Here is a 16,066-nt window from a genome sequence, read left to right as displayed (position 1 = left end):
TTAAATCTTAAAGTTGAAATATGAACCATTTATGTCATTAGATAATACTCCCAAAGTATCAGTATTGATACCTGTGTATAACATGGAATCATATATTGAAGATGCAATTAATTCAGTTTTAAATCAGACATTTACTCACTTTGAAATAATTATTGTAGATAATAAGTCGACTGATAATACATATGAGAAATTAAGCAAATACAATAACAACCCTAATATAAAAATATATCAGAATGAAAGAAATCTAGGCATGGTTCAGAATTGGAATTCATGTTTGTATTATGCAAAAGGCGAATACATAAAATTTCTAAATGCTGATGATATTTTAAATAACAGAGCTTTGGAATGCTTTGTTAAAATTCTTGATGAACATAAAGATGTGAGTCTTGTGACATCCCATTACAAATCTTTCGGTGATGAAGAAAAAATGTATATCACATCTAAAGGAGCGGAAAAACAAGATGGAAAAATAGCAATTAGTAAATTGCTTCAAACTCAAAATTATATAGGATGTCCCACTCAGGTCATTTTCAGACGAGATCATTTATATTTAGGAACGTTTAATATTGCTTCTACTTGGTGGTCTGATATGGACTTATGGTTTAGGTTATTGTTGAATGGAAACCTATTTATAATTGATGAAATACTAACCCAAAACAGGTCTCATCCAACCCAAGTGTCGCATGAGTTTGCAAACAATAAAAGCTTGTTGGCAATGTACTATTTTTATACAAGTCTGCTAAAGTCTGATAATTATGGATTTTGCGATATGATTCTTCATAAGAAAATTCGAGATTGCAGATTTATGCTATATTATCTGGGTATAAAAGACATTCTAAAAGGAAAGCCAAGCGGATGGCAATTGTTAAAAGCTTCCGATAATGAATTGTTTTCATTTTCTAGTTTAAAACTACCCACATTTGTGGTGCGGAAGGTATTTAGAAAAGTAAAATCTTAACCCGAAGTATATAAGGGAGGGATTTAAAAAATGCGAATGAAAGTCCTATTTAATCGTTTTTCAGGAGAAAATAATCTTTCTCTTCAAAAAGTTACTGAATGGAGTAAACTTCTTGCAATCAGTGGTAGTGCTCAGATTATCATTCAAGCAATAGGGTTTGTTTCGGGAATTTTAGTGATAAGATTATTGTCAACGCAGGAATACGGATTATATACCTTAGCAAATTCAATGCTGGGAACAATGATACTTCTTGCCGACGGGGGTATTTCATCTGGAGTAATGGCTCTTGGAGGACAAGTATGGAGGGATAGAGGGAAATTGGGTGCTGTTTTAGTTACAGGATTAAGTCTACGACGAAAATTTGCAATAGGAAGTTTGGCTATTGCTGTTCCTGTACTCATGTATATGTTTTATAAACATGATATAAAATGGCAAATGTCATTACTAATTGTTGCTGCGCTTATACCTTCATTTTTTACATCTCTTACTGGTTCATTGCTTCAGGTTACCCCTAAACTTCGGCAAGACATCCTGCCATTGCAGAAAAATCAAGTAAGTGTAAATGTTTTGCGTTTAATATTACTGTCAATTTTATTGTTTTTTTTCCCTTTTGCATGGATTGCAGTATTGGCAGGAGGGCTATCCCAAATTTGGGCGAATATCGGATTGAGGAAAATTTCTGATGAGCACGCAGACTGGGATCAAAAAGTAGATGAGGGTGTTCAAAAAGAAATGCTGGTAATAGTTAAGCGGATTCTTCCAGGAGCAGTTTATTATTGCCTTTATGGTCAGATTACAATTTGGCTTATTTCAATCTTTGGATCTATAGATTCGGTTGCACAGATAGGAGCACTAAGCCGATTAGCTATGATTCTTAGTCTTGTAGGTACTATTTTAACTACTCTTGCAGTTCCCCGGTTTGCGCGCCTGGAGGCAAATAAAAAGTTACTTTTATCCCGTGCGATCCAACTCCATACGGGTTTATTTTTTTTATTACTCTCTATAATTGGAGTAGTTTGGTTATTTCCGGAAGAGGTGTTATGGGTATTAGGTCGTGAATATTCAAATTTACAAATTGAATTATTCCTCAATATAATCGGAAGCTGCTTAGTACTATTTGCTGGTCTTTCATTTTCATTACTGACATGCAGAGGATGGATAATAAGTCCATTCGTGTCAATTCCCGTAAGCATTTTGTCTATTATATCAGGTTTATTACTAATAGATATATCAACCCTTCAGGGGTTTTTAACTTTCAATATCTTTATATGCTCAGTTCAGGTTTTATTAAATGGCTCTTACTGCATATTTAGGATACTTAAGTTATAAACGCAGATAATCAATTGAAAAAAGGTTCTGAAACTCTCTAATTTTTATTAATATATATGCAATCAATTATTTGTACTTTGTTTGAAGGGAATTATCATTATGGAGTAGCTGCATTGGCAAATTCTCTTTACAAACATGGTTTCCGGGGGGCCATTTATGCAGGATATCGAGGCACGCTACCTGATTGGGTTTCTTCAGGAAAAAATAGTCGATTCCCTGATTGGAATGGCGGAACAACACTGGAAGTGACGAATGATTTCAAAATTCATTTTCTACCACTAGAAATTGATTGGCACCTTACAAATTATAAACCTAATTTTATGCTTCAGTTATGGGAGGGGCCTGCTAAAGATGCTGAATCTATTTTTTATTTTGACCCTGATATTGTTAATACCGCACCTTGGCACTTTTACCAACAATGGGCCAGTTTCGGTGTAGCTTTAGTTCATGAAATAGCGTTGTTAGATATGCCTAGTAACCATCCCATTAGAGGAATTTGGCGAAATGTAATTGATAAAGCCGGTTTAAAAGTAATTAATAATAACCTTAACAGCTATTTTAATGGTGGGTTTGTAGGAGTCTCCCGAGGCAATATGTCTTTCTTGCATACATGGGTTAGAATATTTGAAACTGGAAAGGCGCATTTTCAATTGGCAAACAATCAATGGAAACATAAATTAGATAGAACACATCCGTTTCAGGCCCAGGATCAGGACGCTCTAAATATTACTGCAATGTGTTGCGATGTGCCGCTTTCTGAAATGGGGCCTGAAGCAATGGGGTTTGTACCAGGCGGTTGGACAATGTTTCATGCTACTGGGAGTGTCAAGCCATGGAATATCAATTTTTTTAAAACTTTCATTTCAGGACGAAAAATAGCGCCTGTTCATAAACTATACTGGGATTTTGCCGAAGGCAGTGTGATTAAATGTTATTCCAAAAACAGTATCAGGAGAAAAAAAATTCTTATAAAAATATATTCACTCTTAAATAGATTTTATGGAGTCTGATTTTTATAAATTATCTATTGCTTTGGTGACAAGGAATCGCTCTCAAAATTTGAAAAGTGCTATTGAGTCTCTAAAGGGGCAATCAATTCAACCTTATGAAATATTGGTGTCAGATGATTCTGATATTGATTCTGTGATTAAACAGAACATTGAGATATGTAAATCTTATAATTGTATTTATTTTACAGGTCCTAGAAAAGGATTATATGCAAATCGGAATTTTGTGGCGGAAAAGTGCAATGGCTCTCATATCAGGACAATGGATGATGATCATGAATTCCCTGAAAACCATTTGAAGGAGTGTTTTGATGCAATAGCAAGAGACCCTGATGCAATTTGGACGATTGGAGAATATTGTCCTCCCAATGAAGAAAGATCCTTGCCGGCACCTATACCAGGACAATTGCATCCCAAAGGATATTCTTGCGTTCCTGCAGATATGAATGGATATTTTGGAATTTCATGCGGAGCAACTATATATCCTAGGTCTGTGATTGAAAGCAAGGTTTTAAATCTGGAGACTTATAAATTTGGAATATTATATTTAGAATATGGAATAAGATTGAAAAAGAATGGCTTTAACATAAAGCATATTCAATCTACTTTTGTAATTCATAAAAGTTATGCAACCACAGCCTCTGAATTGCAGAATAAAACAATTGAAGAATGTAGAATCTTCTGCATGCTGATGCTAACATTTAAACATCAAGTTTCTATCTTTAATGTATATTCAACAACATCCCAATTAATTTTTGAATTAATCAAAGGCAAAATTTCATTTAGAATATTATTGAATGCATTTGAAAAATATAGACTAGAAAGTTCTAAAATGTAATCGAACGAGATAATTAAATTCCTACATCTTACCCGTTTAATGGATATTTTATATAATGGGAAAAGGTTGTTGGATATCTTGAAAGTGAATTGACAGAGTTGAATCAAGATTATTAAATATTTTGAACATTTTAGAGAGGAATATACAGTAAAATAATCAGTCAGAAAATTGCAGAAAAGTTGGAGGTAATGAAATCTATTGTTCATATTTCAGAGGTTGATATTTCTCTAGAGACAGGGATGGGAAGAGTTGAAACGCATTGGAAAAAGGCGTTTGAAGATTTTGGAATGAATTTCATTCATATTGGTCCAAAGGAAGTTGGGCATGTTTCCCATAAAGGATTATTTCCCTATGCTGCTTTTAAATATTTTAAGAACCTTAACATCCATCCACGTGCAATCATTGCCCATGAACCAACTTCCGGGTTATTTGTAAATAGAGGCATTCCTTGTTTTGTGGAAAGTCATGGAGTGGAAAGGCGTGCATGGGAAAATAAGAATTTTAAAAGTAACAATTTAAAGGAGCAGATTTCGTCATATAAGACGAGACTCCTATTTCCATTATGGCGATTACATAATTGTGATAAAGGGCTGAAACATGCAGATAAATTATTGCTAATTAATAGTGATGATAGTCAGTACGTGAAGTATAAGTATAAAAGGAATAATGAAGATATATTTGTTTTCAAGAATGGAGTAAATTTCGTTCCTGATATTGATGCTAAAATTGAGGAGAATTTTAGTTATACTATTGTTTTTAACGGTACCTGGATAGAAAGAAAGGGTATACATACTCTAATAAAAGCTGCCAATTTACTATATCAAGAAAATATTATAATAAAGTATTTATTAATTGGTACTATTAAGAATAAAGAAGAAGTATTAGCTGATTGGCCAGAATATTTGCACTCATTTATCACTGTAGTTCCTCGATTTGTTCAGAACGAGGAAGTCAAATTGCTAAGTCAAGCTTTATTATTCATACTTCCCAGTTTTTCAGAGGGACAACCTTTAAGTTTACTTCAGGCAATGGCAATAGGGAAATGTTGTATTACGACTAATTGTTGTGGACAAAAAGATATAATTACAAATGATATTGATGGTTTGCTTTTTGAACCTGGAAATCATGAAGAGCTTGCTTTATTAATTAAACGTTGTGTTTTAGATACACTACTATGTCAAACAATTGGGTTGAGCGCAAAAGAAAAAATGAAGAATTTTAATTGGAAATTGGTGTCAGATGAGGTAGCTAACTTTGTCTTGAAAAACTCCTAGTATGCGTTATAAAGTAAATTGGATTCATTATGAAATTTATTCATAAGTGTTTTTTTGTACTTAGGTATAGGTATTTTAATCCTCTGTTTAAATTAGTAAGGACTCAATATTATTTGTTACAAGGGATGCAGGTAGGAAAGAATACTTTATTGCCTTCTATCTTTACTACGTGGCCGCATCAGACTTCGATTGGAAGTAATTGTGTTCTTGAAACCGGGATCAAATTTAAATATGATGGAATTTGGGAAAAAGGTCCTTCAATCGTAATTGAAGACAATGTATTTATTGGTTTTGATACAGAGTTCAACATTAGTTCTGGTATCAATATTGGAAAATATAGTAATATAGCATCAAGGTGTTCTTTTATTGACCATGATCATGGCATAAAGTTAGGAATGCGAATTGGCCCCCAGGAGTCAGTAAAGGCTGCTATAAGCATAGGTGAAGATGTATGGCTAGGCACAAATGTAACCGTTTTAAAAGGAGTAACAATTGGAGATGGAGCAGTAATAGCTGCAGGAGCAGTAGTTACCAAATCGGTTCCCGCGAATGAAATTTGGGGAGGGGTCCCTGCAAAAAGAATAGGGATTCGTCAATAATGATTGACTGAAAGAATCCTAAGATGGGTCAGTTTGAAGTTTTAAGTATGGTAATTTGATTTAATTATGGATAAGGTCTCTATTGTAATTCCTGTATATGGACAATGGCACTTGTTAAAGCGAAATATAGATTCATTGATTAAGTTTGATAAGGATTTAATTCATGAAATAATTTTTGTAAATGATTGTTCTCCAGAAAAAAATCCATATGTATTTGATGATTCGATCGTTAAGGAGGTTTTAAATATTACTAATAAAGGATATGCTGGAACGGTAAATGTTGGACTGAAAAAAGCAAGCTCAGATATTGTTGTCTTACTAGATTCTGACGCTTACCCAATTGAATCATTTATAAGGAAAGTCATTGATGCTTTTCGAAAGAATAAGCGATTAGGGTGTATTGGATTTGCTACGGTTGATGACGAAGGGAGCCCCGTTGGAAATTTTAGATATGAGCCCAATGTATATGGGTTAATGTTGGGACAAAAATTAGAAGCAAAGTTAAGTTTTCTAAATGGTAAAAAAGGAAATCTTTTACCTTATTCCTGTGCCGTTGCCTTTCGCAAAAAATGCCTTGAAGACATGGAGTATCTGGATGAAATAAATTTCCCTGTATTAGATGCTGACCATGATATAAGTATGAGAATACATCGTTCAAATTGGATCTTAAAGTATGATTCAGACATAACAGTTTCTCATAAAGGCGGCAATTCCTACCAGATTAATTATAAAAGGGTATTATTGTTTTATAACAGCCGATGGAGGTTATTAAAAAAACACAATAAACTGGGGGTTTCTAGCATTGTAAAAAAAGTAATTTTGAGTAGATTATATTTCGAATGGGTGTTATTGAAGGGGTTATTAATGGTAAAACCCAATAATGAAATGTATAAGGAAAAAATGGAAGGTAGAAAAATTATAATTAATTCAGTTTCATTTAACTGATCTATTTATTCGTAATAAAATTCTAATGAATATCAAGCAAAGTCAGGTAAAGCCAATTTCAGCAAATATAAGTATCGTACTTGATTTTTTGAGGCTGAGTTCTGCTCTTCTTGTATTTTGGGTGCATGCAGATGAAATCTGGTTTCAGTCAAAATCAGAGATTTTTACCGGAGTAAATTTATCTCACGTAGCTGTAGTCGTATTCTTTGTTTTATCTGGCTATGTAATCGGATACACTACTACTGCCAATAACAGAGGGTGGAGGCAATACACAATCGCCAGACTCAGTAGGTTATATTCAGTACTCATACCTGCAATTCTAATCACAGCTTTAATAGAGTTTAATATTTATCTTTTAGATCCTCAGATTCATAGTCTTGATTACTCAAGGGGACTATCATGGCCAAGATATATTTTGACTTTTTTTTTTCAGAATGAGACTTGGTTTTTGTGCGCCGGTCCCAGAATGAATGGACCATTATGGTCACTTAGTTTTGAAGGTTGGTATTATCTTATATTCGGATTTTGGTTTTATAGAAGTATAGGATGGAAAGGAATAATACTACCAATTGTCGCAGTTTTATGTGCCGGGCCGAAAATTATGGTCTTAATGCCAATATGGTTTATGGGATATTTCTCCTATAAATTGAAACCAATAAATATTAAAGCAATTTGGTCCTGGTTATTGGTTATATTATTCTTTGGAATTTGTGGTATCGTAGTTTCTTTTATGCCGTCATTTCCTGCCCCCCTTGGAACATTTCCATTGGTTTTTGCCGCTCAATTTGTGACTGATTGGACTATTGGAGTACTCGTGTCAATTGGACTTTGGTTCATACCTGTTCAAGATGAAAAAAAGATCCAAAAAGATAAATTAGCCAAGAAGGTCAGAAAATTAGCAGATCTGACATTCCCGATTTATGTTCTACATTTTCCATTTTTATCACTGTGGAAGGTAGTGTTTGGAATTAAGGTAAATGATTATATAGATATGGCTATCGCATCGATGGTAGTTTTAATAGTGGTTTCTTTCCTCGGCAAGATTTTGGATTCTCAAAGGGTGCTCTGGACCAATATGCTAAATAATGGATTTGAAAAGGTCCGGACTTTTTTTATAAAAAAGGAATTGTTGGGTAATAAATAAATTTGACTTTGAAAATATTGTTTTTAAGTGGATCTCTGGAAGTGGGCAAAGACGGGGTAGGAGATTATTGTAGGAGATTATCAGGTGAGTTAATCCGAATAGGACACAATGCGAAGATAATTGCATTAAATGATAATTTTGTAAATAACTCAATTCGTGAGGTTCATTTAGACCGTGAAACTCCTATTGATGTTTTGCGATTTTCCTCTACTATTTCCAGGAATGAAAAGATACAAATAGCCCACAACTTTGCTGTAGAATTTAAACCGGACTATATCTCACTCCAATTTGTTCCATATGCATATCAATCCAGAGGATTACCATATCAATTGGTAAATGATCTTAAGAAAATCTATAAGTGCTGTAATTGGCACATCATGTTCCACGAACTATGGTTAGAAAATCGAGGTGCATTAAAGCAAAGGATAATTTCAATTTTGCAACAAAAAATTATTGCTACATTGGTAAGAAAGATAAAGCCTTCGGTTATAAACGTTTCAATCAAGAAAAATCAAAATAAGCTAACTCAAAATGGAATATCTTCTTCTATTTTAGAATTGTTTGGAAATATTCCTGTTACATCTGATATATCCCATGATTGTTTAGTTACAAATTCTGATTCTATAAAATTACTTTATTTTGGAGTCTCACCTAGAGCAGACTTCAGAGATGTTTTGATCAACAAGATTGTAGAATTTGTATATGGCATCGGGGTGTCATGCGAACTTTTATTAGCAACCAATGAAAATTTAGACAAAACTATTTTTGTCCAGAAATTATTGGAACTAATACCCGATAAATTTAAAATTATTGATTTAGGGTTCTTGGAGGAAAAGGATCTAAGCTCCATAATGCAGTATGGAGCAACTGTAGGGATTGCTCGATCTGAGCCTGATTTGTTAGGAAAAAGTGGTTCTGCTATATCAATGCTTGAACATGGTTTGCCTGTTTGGCTCCCCAAATTAAATGGAAATGATCTTCTGGATTTTGATTTTCGAAGGGAAATCATTTATTCCAATTTATACGAAGCAGTTCGTCGAATTGAAAAGCTAGGACCAGAAGAAAGGTTATCTAATATCGCAGTTCAATTTATGGCACAATTGAAAACTATTTGAAGTAATATGAATCCTAATATATATACTCTTTTGTGTAAGAGAGATTTAGAAATGGCGAAGATCACATTGCCAAAGATTATACAATTTTTATCTCAAGATCAAAAACTTATTGTTATTGACGACGGTTCTTTTTCTGAAGAAAATGCCCATGAGGTCCGCTCCATTTCTCCTAAAATAACAGTAATTCTGCGTTCTCAAAGGGAACAATTGATAACAACTATTCTTTCTAAACATCCAAATTGTCTTAGATATAGAGAAAGTTTTCCTTTGGCATTTAAATTATTAGATGTCCCATTATTGGCCATGAACGAAAGTCCTAGGTTTATATTTACAGACGGGGATATACTTTATCTAAAAAAATGTGAAGCATATTTTCAACGCAAAGAAAATACCTATCTGATTACTGATGGAATAAAATTATCATTTACTCTCAGAGATGGCTTATTTAAATACAAATGGAAAATACCTTTACAGTTTAATTCTGGTTATTTTTCCTACCATACAGATGAATTTGATTTGGATTTTATTGAATACTATCTTGGATTGCCAGATGTCAGAAAGATAAATTGGCTCTCAGAACAGTCTTGTTGGGCATTATTGTTTGGAAGAAGTAAAAAGAGAATTGATTGTCCGGATATTAATCAATTTATCTGTCGAAATCCTTATAAGGGACCTGATGAGACAACTTTTGCTATTCATTTAATTGGATTAAAAGACAAAGTTGTGGATTGGCAAGATCCGGTTTATAAAAGTGGTTATGAAGAAAATGATCCAATTTTTAACCAAGCCAGAAATGTTGGAAAAATGGATTGGATTAAAAAACAATTCCAACGCCATATTTCACTATGAAGATTTTATTAATTACACATAAATTTTACCCGTTTATTGGTGGTATAGAGATAAATTCAGAAATATTAGCATTCGAATTCCAAAAAAAGGGACATGAAGTTATCGTAGTAACCTGGACAGAGGATCGAGACAGCACAAAAAAATTCCCATTTGAAGTTATTCGAAATCCTGATTTTTTTAACTTGTTGAAGTTGCATATCTGGGCGGATGTAGTATTTGAAAATAACCCTTGTATTCGTTTAGCTTGGCCAGCACTTATTCTAAGAAAAAAGAATGTAGTAGCAATAAGAACCTGGATCCGAAGAATTGACGGTAGCAAGGCTTGGCAAGATTATTTGAAACTTTATTGGTTACGATACGCTAATGGTATCATTGCGATTAGTAATTCGGTACAAAAACGTTCAAGCAACAGAGCTATAGTTATTGGAAATCCATTTCGAAACGGATTGTTCAAAGATTTAGGTTTGAAAAGGTCGAAAGATTTTGTATTTATTGGGAGATTAGTTTCAGACAAAGGAGCAGATCTTGCAATTAAAGCCTTGCATTCAATAATAAAAGAAAATGACTCAGTTGAAAAAACTACTTTGACTATTATTGGAGATGGACCTGAATTTGGCAGTTTAAATTCACTAGTAAATCAACTTGAGATGAAATCAAATATTTGTTTTACTGGACCATTAACAGGAGAAGCATTGGTAAAAGCGATTAATGAACATAAATTCCTTTTGGTTCCCTCTTTATGGGAAGAGCCATTTGGAAATGTAGCATTGGAGGGGATGGCTTGTGGGTGTATTCCAATTGTATCGAATGGAGGGGGATTACCGGACGCGGTAGGAGATGCCGGTTTAGTATTCGAACGAGGGAATCTGAATGACTTGATTAAAACGATGAAAGCGGTTTATTCTGATGAAGAGCTAGGAGGGAAATTAAAAAGTAATTCAGTTAATCATTTAAGAAATCATTTGCCAGAGGTCGTCGCACAAAAGTATCTGGAAGTTATTGAATCTGCAAGGACATAAAAAATGAAAATAATTTTATCCCATCCGACGGGGAATGCCAATGTCAGGGCGGCGGCAGTTGGAATGAAAGAGGCTGGATTATTGAATGAGTTTCATACGTCAATTGCAGTGTTCCCAGACGATCCTTTGTTTAAATTGTCCAGATTAAGAGGCCCCTTTTCTGAAATGGGTAGAAGGGTATTTGATCCTTCTTTAAAAGATTTAACATATTCATCCCCTCTTTGGGAAATTGGCCGGTTGATTTCTTCTAAGGTTGGTTTTTCTTCCCTTATTGAACATGAAAAAGGCCTCTTTTGTGTAGATTCAGTTTACAGGAGGGTAGATAAGATTGTAGCTAAAACTTTAATAAAAAAGAATAATGGTTTCAGTGCTGTATATGCATATGAAGATGGAGCATTGCATTCTTTTGACATTGCAAAGCACTTAGGCTTGAGTTGTTATTATGATTTGCCGATTGGATATTGGAGGACCGCAAGAAATCTAATGAAATCCGAGTTGGAAAAATGGCCAGAATGGGCCGGGACTCTCACAGGGTTTAAAGACTCTGATGAGAAACTATCTAACAAAGACAAAGAATTAAAACTTGCAGATAGAATTTTTGTAGCCAGTACTTTTACTGCAAAAACACTTCAAGATTACCCCGGAAATTTAGCAAAAGTTGATATTATTCCTTATGGATTTCCGACAGTTGGAGAATCAAGGAAATATGGACACCACAAATCTCTTAAGGTTTTATTTGTAGGGGGATTGTCACAAAGAAAGGGTATTGCATACTTGTTTGAAGCAGCAGATTATTTAGGTGCGGCAGTTGAATTAACTATAGTTGGCCAGAGACCTGTGGAGGATTGCCAGCCTTTAAATGCCTCCTTGAGTAAACATAAATGGATACCAAGTTTATCTCACGGGGATATTTTAAAAATTATGAGGGAGCAGGATGTGCTGGTCTTTCCGTCTCTTTTTGAAGGATTTGGCCTAGTCATAACAGAAGCAATGTCTCAGGGGACGCCTGTTATAACTACAGATCGCACAGCAGGTCCCGATTTGATCGAAAATGGAGAAAACGGATGGATTATTGAGGCGGGTTCTACTGACGCCTTAATTAAGGCATTGGAAGAGTTGCTGTACAATCCAGGAAAGATTGTTTCAGTAGGAAAAGGAGCAATGGAAACTGCGATAAAGCGCCCATGGCATGTTTATGGTCGGGAATTGTCTGAATGCATTATAAATTATTAATTATTATTGTTTCTATTAACATCAACTTTGGGAATAGTGATAATAGAATTCAATACAGTAAAACTATAAAAAATGCGAGCGAATAAAGCTTCATTGATTTCCTCTATTACTCCTGAATTAAAAAAGGAGGAGGTACAGCTGCATGAAGGAAAAAAATCCGACCCTTTGTTTATGTTAAAACAAGGAGTATGGCTTTATTTCCTACTCCTCATATTTGAAGGTGCTCTTCGCAAATGGGTCTTGCCCAGCCTTTCTACCCCTTTGTTGATTATTAGAGATCCATTAGTTGCCTGGCTTTTGGTAAAAGCTTATCAGAAGGGAATATTTAAAGTAAATGGATACATTGTTTTAGCCTGGACTATAGTCACACTATCCCTTTATACAACTTTATTTTGGGGTCATGGAAATGCAATTGTTGCGCTATACGGCTTTCGTATTTTTTTCTTACAGTTTCCTGTGATTTTCTTAGTCGCCCAAATATTCGACAAAAGTGACGTTGTTAAGATGGGAAAGGTCTTACTCTGGATTCATATCGGAATGACATTATTGGTAGCAGTTCAATTTTTTAGTCCGCAGACGGCGTGGGTAAACCGTGGTATTGGAGGTGAGATGGAAGGTTCGGGCTTTACCGGAGGAGGCGGATATTTCAGAGTTCCAGGAACCTTTTCATTTACAAATGGACTATCCTCTTTTTTTGGGTTTGTTAATGTTTTTGTTTTTTATTTTTGGCTGGATGATGAAGGGAAAATTCCTAAATGGTTGCTCTTATTGGCATCTTTCTGCCTACTTGCCGCCATACCATTAAGTATTAGTAGAGGTGTTTTTTTTCAAGTTATAGTTACTGCAATATTCTCCATATTTGCAACTGCTAAAAGACCCAAGACTCTTTTTAAAATTTTGGGGGCTTTCTTGAGTGGTGCAATCCTCTTTTATTTATTAACTATGTTCAGTTTTTTCCAAACGGCAATGATGGCATTTACTGATCGATATACTAAAGCTTCGGAAGTAGAAGGGGGATTGGAAGGGACTTTGATTGACAGATATCTTGGAGGGTCTCTATCAGCATTAACTAATGATATTGATATAGGCTTTTGGGGTGCAGGCCTTGGGATGGGAACAAACGCAGGCGCAAATTTATTGACAGGGAAAAGCGTTTTTTTAATATCTGAAGGAGAATTGGGACGTTTGATTGGGGAGATGGGAATATTATTAGGTTTTATTGCTATAGCTATGCGTTTTGCCCTAGCTTCAAGTATGTTTGTAAATGCATGGAAAATGATTAATCATGGGAATTATTTACCCTGGTTGCTATTCAGTTTTTGTGGGACATTAGTTCTGATGGGAACGTGGGCGCAGCCTACTGCATTGGGTTTTGCAGTTTTTCCAGCAGGTTTGCTGCTCTCCAGTTTGAAGACGGAGGCGCATTAACAATAAAATTTTCGTGGTAATTATCATGAATTAAAGTAATTGGAATCGGAAATTTTTGATTGAAAAGTTACAGACTATATGGTAAAAAGTTATAGAATTCTTTTATCGATGGACTTTCGTCCTGGGAAAGGAGGGATTGCGCGAGTTTCAAATCTTATAAATAATTCAACCAAATTTGATAAGATATTTTCGCTTCATGGAAACGGACATTCTGAAAATTCAATTTCATACTTTAATAATAACAGAAAGAGATTTATGCTTGATGTTTTTTCTTACGTAATTAGAAAACGACCATCACTTGTTGTTTGTGATCACGTAGGAATAGCTAGCATTCTGGCGTTTATGCCGAAGATACTTACCACAAAGGTTGTAACGTTTCTGCATGACGAAGAGGCCTGGAAATGCGTAACAGGAAGGCATAAACTAGGTCTTCTTAGGTCTGATTTGTTGCTCTGTAATTCAAACTACACCTTTAAAAGATTTATAGAAAATAATTCAGCATTTGCAAATAAGACACAAGTCTGCCTTTTAGCTGGAGTACCAGAAGCGTTTAAGGCTAATATTACCGATATGGATAATGCAGAATGGATTAATAGCGAAAGACCATTTTGTATTTTCGTGTCAAGACTTTGGAAAGAACATAGGTATAAAGGCCATTTTGAGCTAATTAAAGCTTTTAAAAAGTATTACGAAAAAAATAATAAACTGGGTTTAAGATTAGCAATAATAGGCAATGGTGATGATGAAGGTGCAGTGAAGTCTTATATCAAAGAATTGGATCTAGAAGGTTCGGTACATGTTTTTACAAAAGTCTCCGACAACGAATTAATAAATTTTTATTCAAGGTCAATTGCACTATTTTTTCCAAGTATTAGAGAAGGATTTGGGTTAGTATTTCTTGAAGCAATGTTTTTTAAGAAAGCATGTATTGGTATCGCAAATCAGCCTGCTGAGGAAATAATTTCAGATTATGAAACAGGAAGATTATTGTCTGATAATGATCCCGAAACGCTTTATAAAATGCTCCTGGAAATTGATGAAGAGCCAGAAAAGATTAAAAACTATGGTCTCAATGGATATAAGAGATATCAGGAGAAATTTACAACGGCTCATTTTAAAAACAGATTTCTAGAACTGATACAGAACACATGAAGCTTTCCTTTATCATACCCTCATTTTATCCTGCAACTTCATTCGGAGGAACGATTTTTTATTCACTAGATTTATGTAAATCTATTGCAGCAAAGGGAATAGAGGTGCATGTTTCAACGACTAACACAAATATGAAGGGCTATCTGGAAGTAGATACTAAGCAATCCATAGAGTTAGATAACGGAATGTTTGTACGGTATTACCATGATACTTTATTAAACAGGTTTTCCTTGCCTCTATTTTTTAATATTAAAAGGGATATTGAAAGATCTGACGTGGTCCATATTAATGCGATTTTTAATTCTTCAACTGCAGTGGCTTTATTTTGGGCTAATCGATTAAACAAGAAAATAATTTTGTCACCTCATGGAGTTTTAGGTGACTGGATACTTAATCAGGGATTGCCTTTTAAAAGAGTCTGGCTGAATACGTTTATAAAGCCTTACGCAAACAAAGTAATTTGGCATGCAACAGCTGAACAGGAAAGGAAAGAAATATTATCTCATTATCCTAAAGCAAAAATAGAAGTTATTCCAGCTGGAATATATGTAAACGAATACTCAAAAGCTCTTTCAATCTCGAAGGAAGCCTTTCTTGAAAAAGTGGTAGGCAAAAAAATCATTGCGGATAAGATCATCATTGGGATGAGTAGGATGCATAAAAAGAAAGGGTTTGATATTTTGATTAAGGCATTTAAGAAATTGTCAGAACAAAGTAGTCAAAAGTTACTATTATTAATTGCAGGAGAAGATGAAGGTGAAAAGGGCAATCTAAAAAATCTTATTAAGGCATTAGACCTTAAAGATGAAGTTTTTTTACTTCCTGCATTGTATGAAGAAGATAAAATAAAATTTCTCCAAGTGGGAGATTTGTTCGTATTGCCATCTTATAATGAAAATTTTGGAATAGTTGTGGCTGAAGCATTAGCTTCCGGGACTCCAGTTATTACAAGTATTTATACACCCTGGCAAGGCATCGTTAATCATAATTGTGGAGATTGGATTTCAAATACAGAACCAGAATTAATTTGTGCTATGTCTAAATTATTAAATACTGAAAATGATAGTCTGAAATTAAATGCAAAAAAGTTTGCAGCTCAATTCGACTGGGAAAATATTGCAAACAAGATGATTGAGATTTATAAGTAAGAAACCCTTATAATATAGATAAAGGCAA

15 protein-coding genes are annotated in these 16,066 nt (G+C 34.4%); all 15 read left to right on the top strand.

What is annotated here, in order from left to right:
• Nucleotides 1-31 precede the first annotated feature (31 nt).
• A complete protein-coding gene (locus J7604_RS05770) occupies nt 32-958 on the top strand; it encodes a glycosyltransferase (RefSeq protein WP_293892439.1) in 927 nt (308 codons plus the stop codon).
• A 36-nt stretch (nt 959-994) separates the two neighbouring features.
• Nucleotides 995-2,287 (top strand): polysaccharide biosynthesis protein, encoded by a 1,293-nt coding sequence (locus J7604_RS05765; RefSeq protein ID WP_293892436.1) that lies wholly within the window; start codon nt 995-997, stop codon nt 2,285-2,287.
• Nucleotides 2,288-2,343: 56 nt separating this feature from the next.
• Nucleotides 2,344-3,297, top strand: coding sequence for a hypothetical protein (locus J7604_RS05760; RefSeq protein WP_293892433.1), 954 nt, complete (start codon nt 2,344-2,346; stop codon nt 3,295-3,297).
• The gene (locus tag J7604_RS05755) at nt 3,287-4,132 is read left to right on the top strand and encodes a glycosyltransferase family 2 protein (RefSeq protein WP_293892430.1); all 846 of its coding nucleotides are present in this window, start codon (nt 3,287-3,289) and stop codon (nt 4,130-4,132) included. The genes J7604_RS05760 and J7604_RS05755 overlap by 11 nt, the downstream gene beginning before the upstream one ends.
• Before the next feature lie 188 nt (nt 4,133-4,320).
• Nucleotides 4,321-5,406, top strand: a complete 1,086-nt coding sequence (locus J7604_RS05750) for a glycosyltransferase family 4 protein (protein ID WP_293892427.1) — start codon at nt 4,321-4,323, stop codon at nt 5,404-5,406.
• 29 nt (nt 5,407-5,435) lie between these two features.
• Nucleotides 5,436-6,005, top strand: a complete 570-nt coding sequence (locus J7604_RS05745) for an acyltransferase (protein ID WP_293892424.1) — start codon at nt 5,436-5,438, stop codon at nt 6,003-6,005.
• A gap of 66 nt (nt 6,006-6,071) precedes the next feature.
• Nucleotides 6,072-6,950 (top strand): glycosyltransferase family 2 protein, encoded by an 879-nt coding sequence (locus tag J7604_RS05740; RefSeq protein WP_293892421.1) that lies wholly within the window; start codon nt 6,072-6,074, stop codon nt 6,948-6,950.
• Between the two features lie 25 nt (nt 6,951-6,975).
• Nucleotides 6,976-8,094 (top strand): acyltransferase, encoded by a 1,119-nt coding sequence (locus tag J7604_RS05735; protein ID WP_293892418.1) that lies wholly within the window; start codon nt 6,976-6,978, stop codon nt 8,092-8,094.
• Nucleotides 8,095-8,102: 8 nt separating this feature from the next.
• The gene (locus J7604_RS05730) at nt 8,103-9,209 is read left to right on the top strand and encodes a hypothetical protein (protein ID WP_293892415.1); all 1,107 of its coding nucleotides are present in this window, start codon (nt 8,103-8,105) and stop codon (nt 9,207-9,209) included.
• Nucleotides 9,210-9,215: 6 nt separating this feature from the next.
• Nucleotides 9,216-10,058 (top strand): hypothetical protein, encoded by an 843-nt coding sequence (locus tag J7604_RS05725; protein ID WP_293892412.1) that lies wholly within the window; start codon nt 9,216-9,218, stop codon nt 10,056-10,058.
• Entirely contained in the window at nt 10,055-11,077 is a 1,023-nt protein-coding gene (locus tag J7604_RS05720; RefSeq protein ID WP_293892409.1) for a glycosyltransferase family 4 protein, read from the top strand. Before J7604_RS05725 ends, J7604_RS05720 begins: the two co-directional genes overlap by 4 nt.
• 3 nt (nt 11,078-11,080) lie before the next feature.
• Nucleotides 11,081-12,310, top strand: coding sequence for a glycosyltransferase family 4 protein (locus tag J7604_RS05715; protein ID WP_293892406.1), 1,230 nt, complete (start codon nt 11,081-11,083; stop codon nt 12,308-12,310).
• 72 nt (nt 12,311-12,382) lie between these two features.
• On the top strand, nt 12,383-13,738 hold the full coding sequence (locus tag J7604_RS05710) for a hypothetical protein (RefSeq protein ID WP_293892403.1): 1,356 nt from the start codon (nt 12,383-12,385) through the stop codon (nt 13,736-13,738).
• Between the two features lie 78 nt (nt 13,739-13,816).
• Nucleotides 13,817-14,890 carry a glycosyltransferase gene (locus J7604_RS05705; protein WP_293892400.1) on the top strand — a complete coding sequence of 358 codons (1,074 nt, stop codon included), beginning with the start codon at nt 13,817-13,819 and terminating at the stop codon, nt 14,888-14,890.
• Nucleotides 14,887-16,038 carry a glycosyltransferase gene (locus J7604_RS05700; protein WP_293892397.1) on the top strand — a complete coding sequence of 384 codons (1,152 nt, stop codon included), beginning with the start codon at nt 14,887-14,889 and terminating at the stop codon, nt 16,036-16,038. The genes J7604_RS05705 and J7604_RS05700 overlap by 4 nt, the downstream gene beginning before the upstream one ends.
• Nucleotides 16,039-16,066: the final 28 nt, after the last annotated feature.

It is taken from the genome of Sporocytophaga sp. (genome assembly GCF_017745095.1).
Lineage (GTDB): Bacteria > Bacteroidota > Bacteroidia > Cytophagales > Cytophagaceae > Sporocytophaga.
Note: the sequence above shows the minus strand (reverse complement) of the source record. Positions and strands in the feature narration are given on the sequence as shown.

Bases quoted from the DNA above. Each gene is read 5' to 3' on its own strand.
- J7604_RS05715 (WP_293892406.1), top strand. From the start codon at position 11,081: ATGAAAATAATTTTATCCCATCCGACGGGGAATGCCAATGTCAGGGCG.
- J7604_RS05750 (WP_293892427.1), top strand. From the start codon at position 4,321: ATGAAATCTATTGTTCATATTTCAGAGGTTGATATTTCTCTAGAGACA.
- J7604_RS05755 (WP_293892430.1), top strand. From the start codon at position 3,287: ATGGAGTCTGATTTTTATAAATTATCTATTGCTTTGGTGACAAGGAAT.
- J7604_RS05770 (WP_293892439.1), top strand. From the start codon at position 32: ATGTCATTAGATAATACTCCCAAAGTATCAGTATTGATACCTGTGTAT.
- J7604_RS05700 (WP_293892397.1), top strand. From the start codon at position 14,887: ATGAAGCTTTCCTTTATCATACCCTCATTTTATCCTGCAACTTCATTC.
- J7604_RS05735 (WP_293892418.1), top strand. From the start codon at position 6,976: ATGAATATCAAGCAAAGTCAGGTAAAGCCAATTTCAGCAAATATAAGT.
- J7604_RS05725 (WP_293892412.1), top strand. From the start codon at position 9,216: ATGAATCCTAATATATATACTCTTTTGTGTAAGAGAGATTTAGAAATG.
- J7604_RS05705 (WP_293892400.1), top strand. From the start codon at position 13,817: ATGGTAAAAAGTTATAGAATTCTTTTATCGATGGACTTTCGTCCTGGG.
- J7604_RS05760 (WP_293892433.1), top strand. From the start codon at position 2,344: ATGCAATCAATTATTTGTACTTTGTTTGAAGGGAATTATCATTATGGA.
- J7604_RS05740 (WP_293892421.1), top strand. From the start codon at position 6,072: ATGGATAAGGTCTCTATTGTAATTCCTGTATATGGACAATGGCACTTG.
- J7604_RS05765 (WP_293892436.1), top strand. From the start codon at position 995: ATGAAAGTCCTATTTAATCGTTTTTCAGGAGAAAATAATCTTTCTCTT.
- J7604_RS05710 (WP_293892403.1), top strand. From the start codon at position 12,383: ATGCGAGCGAATAAAGCTTCATTGATTTCCTCTATTACTCCTGAATTA.
- J7604_RS05745 (WP_293892424.1), top strand. From the start codon at position 5,436: ATGAAATTTATTCATAAGTGTTTTTTTGTACTTAGGTATAGGTATTTT.
- J7604_RS05720 (WP_293892409.1), top strand. From the start codon at position 10,055: ATGAAGATTTTATTAATTACACATAAATTTTACCCGTTTATTGGTGGT.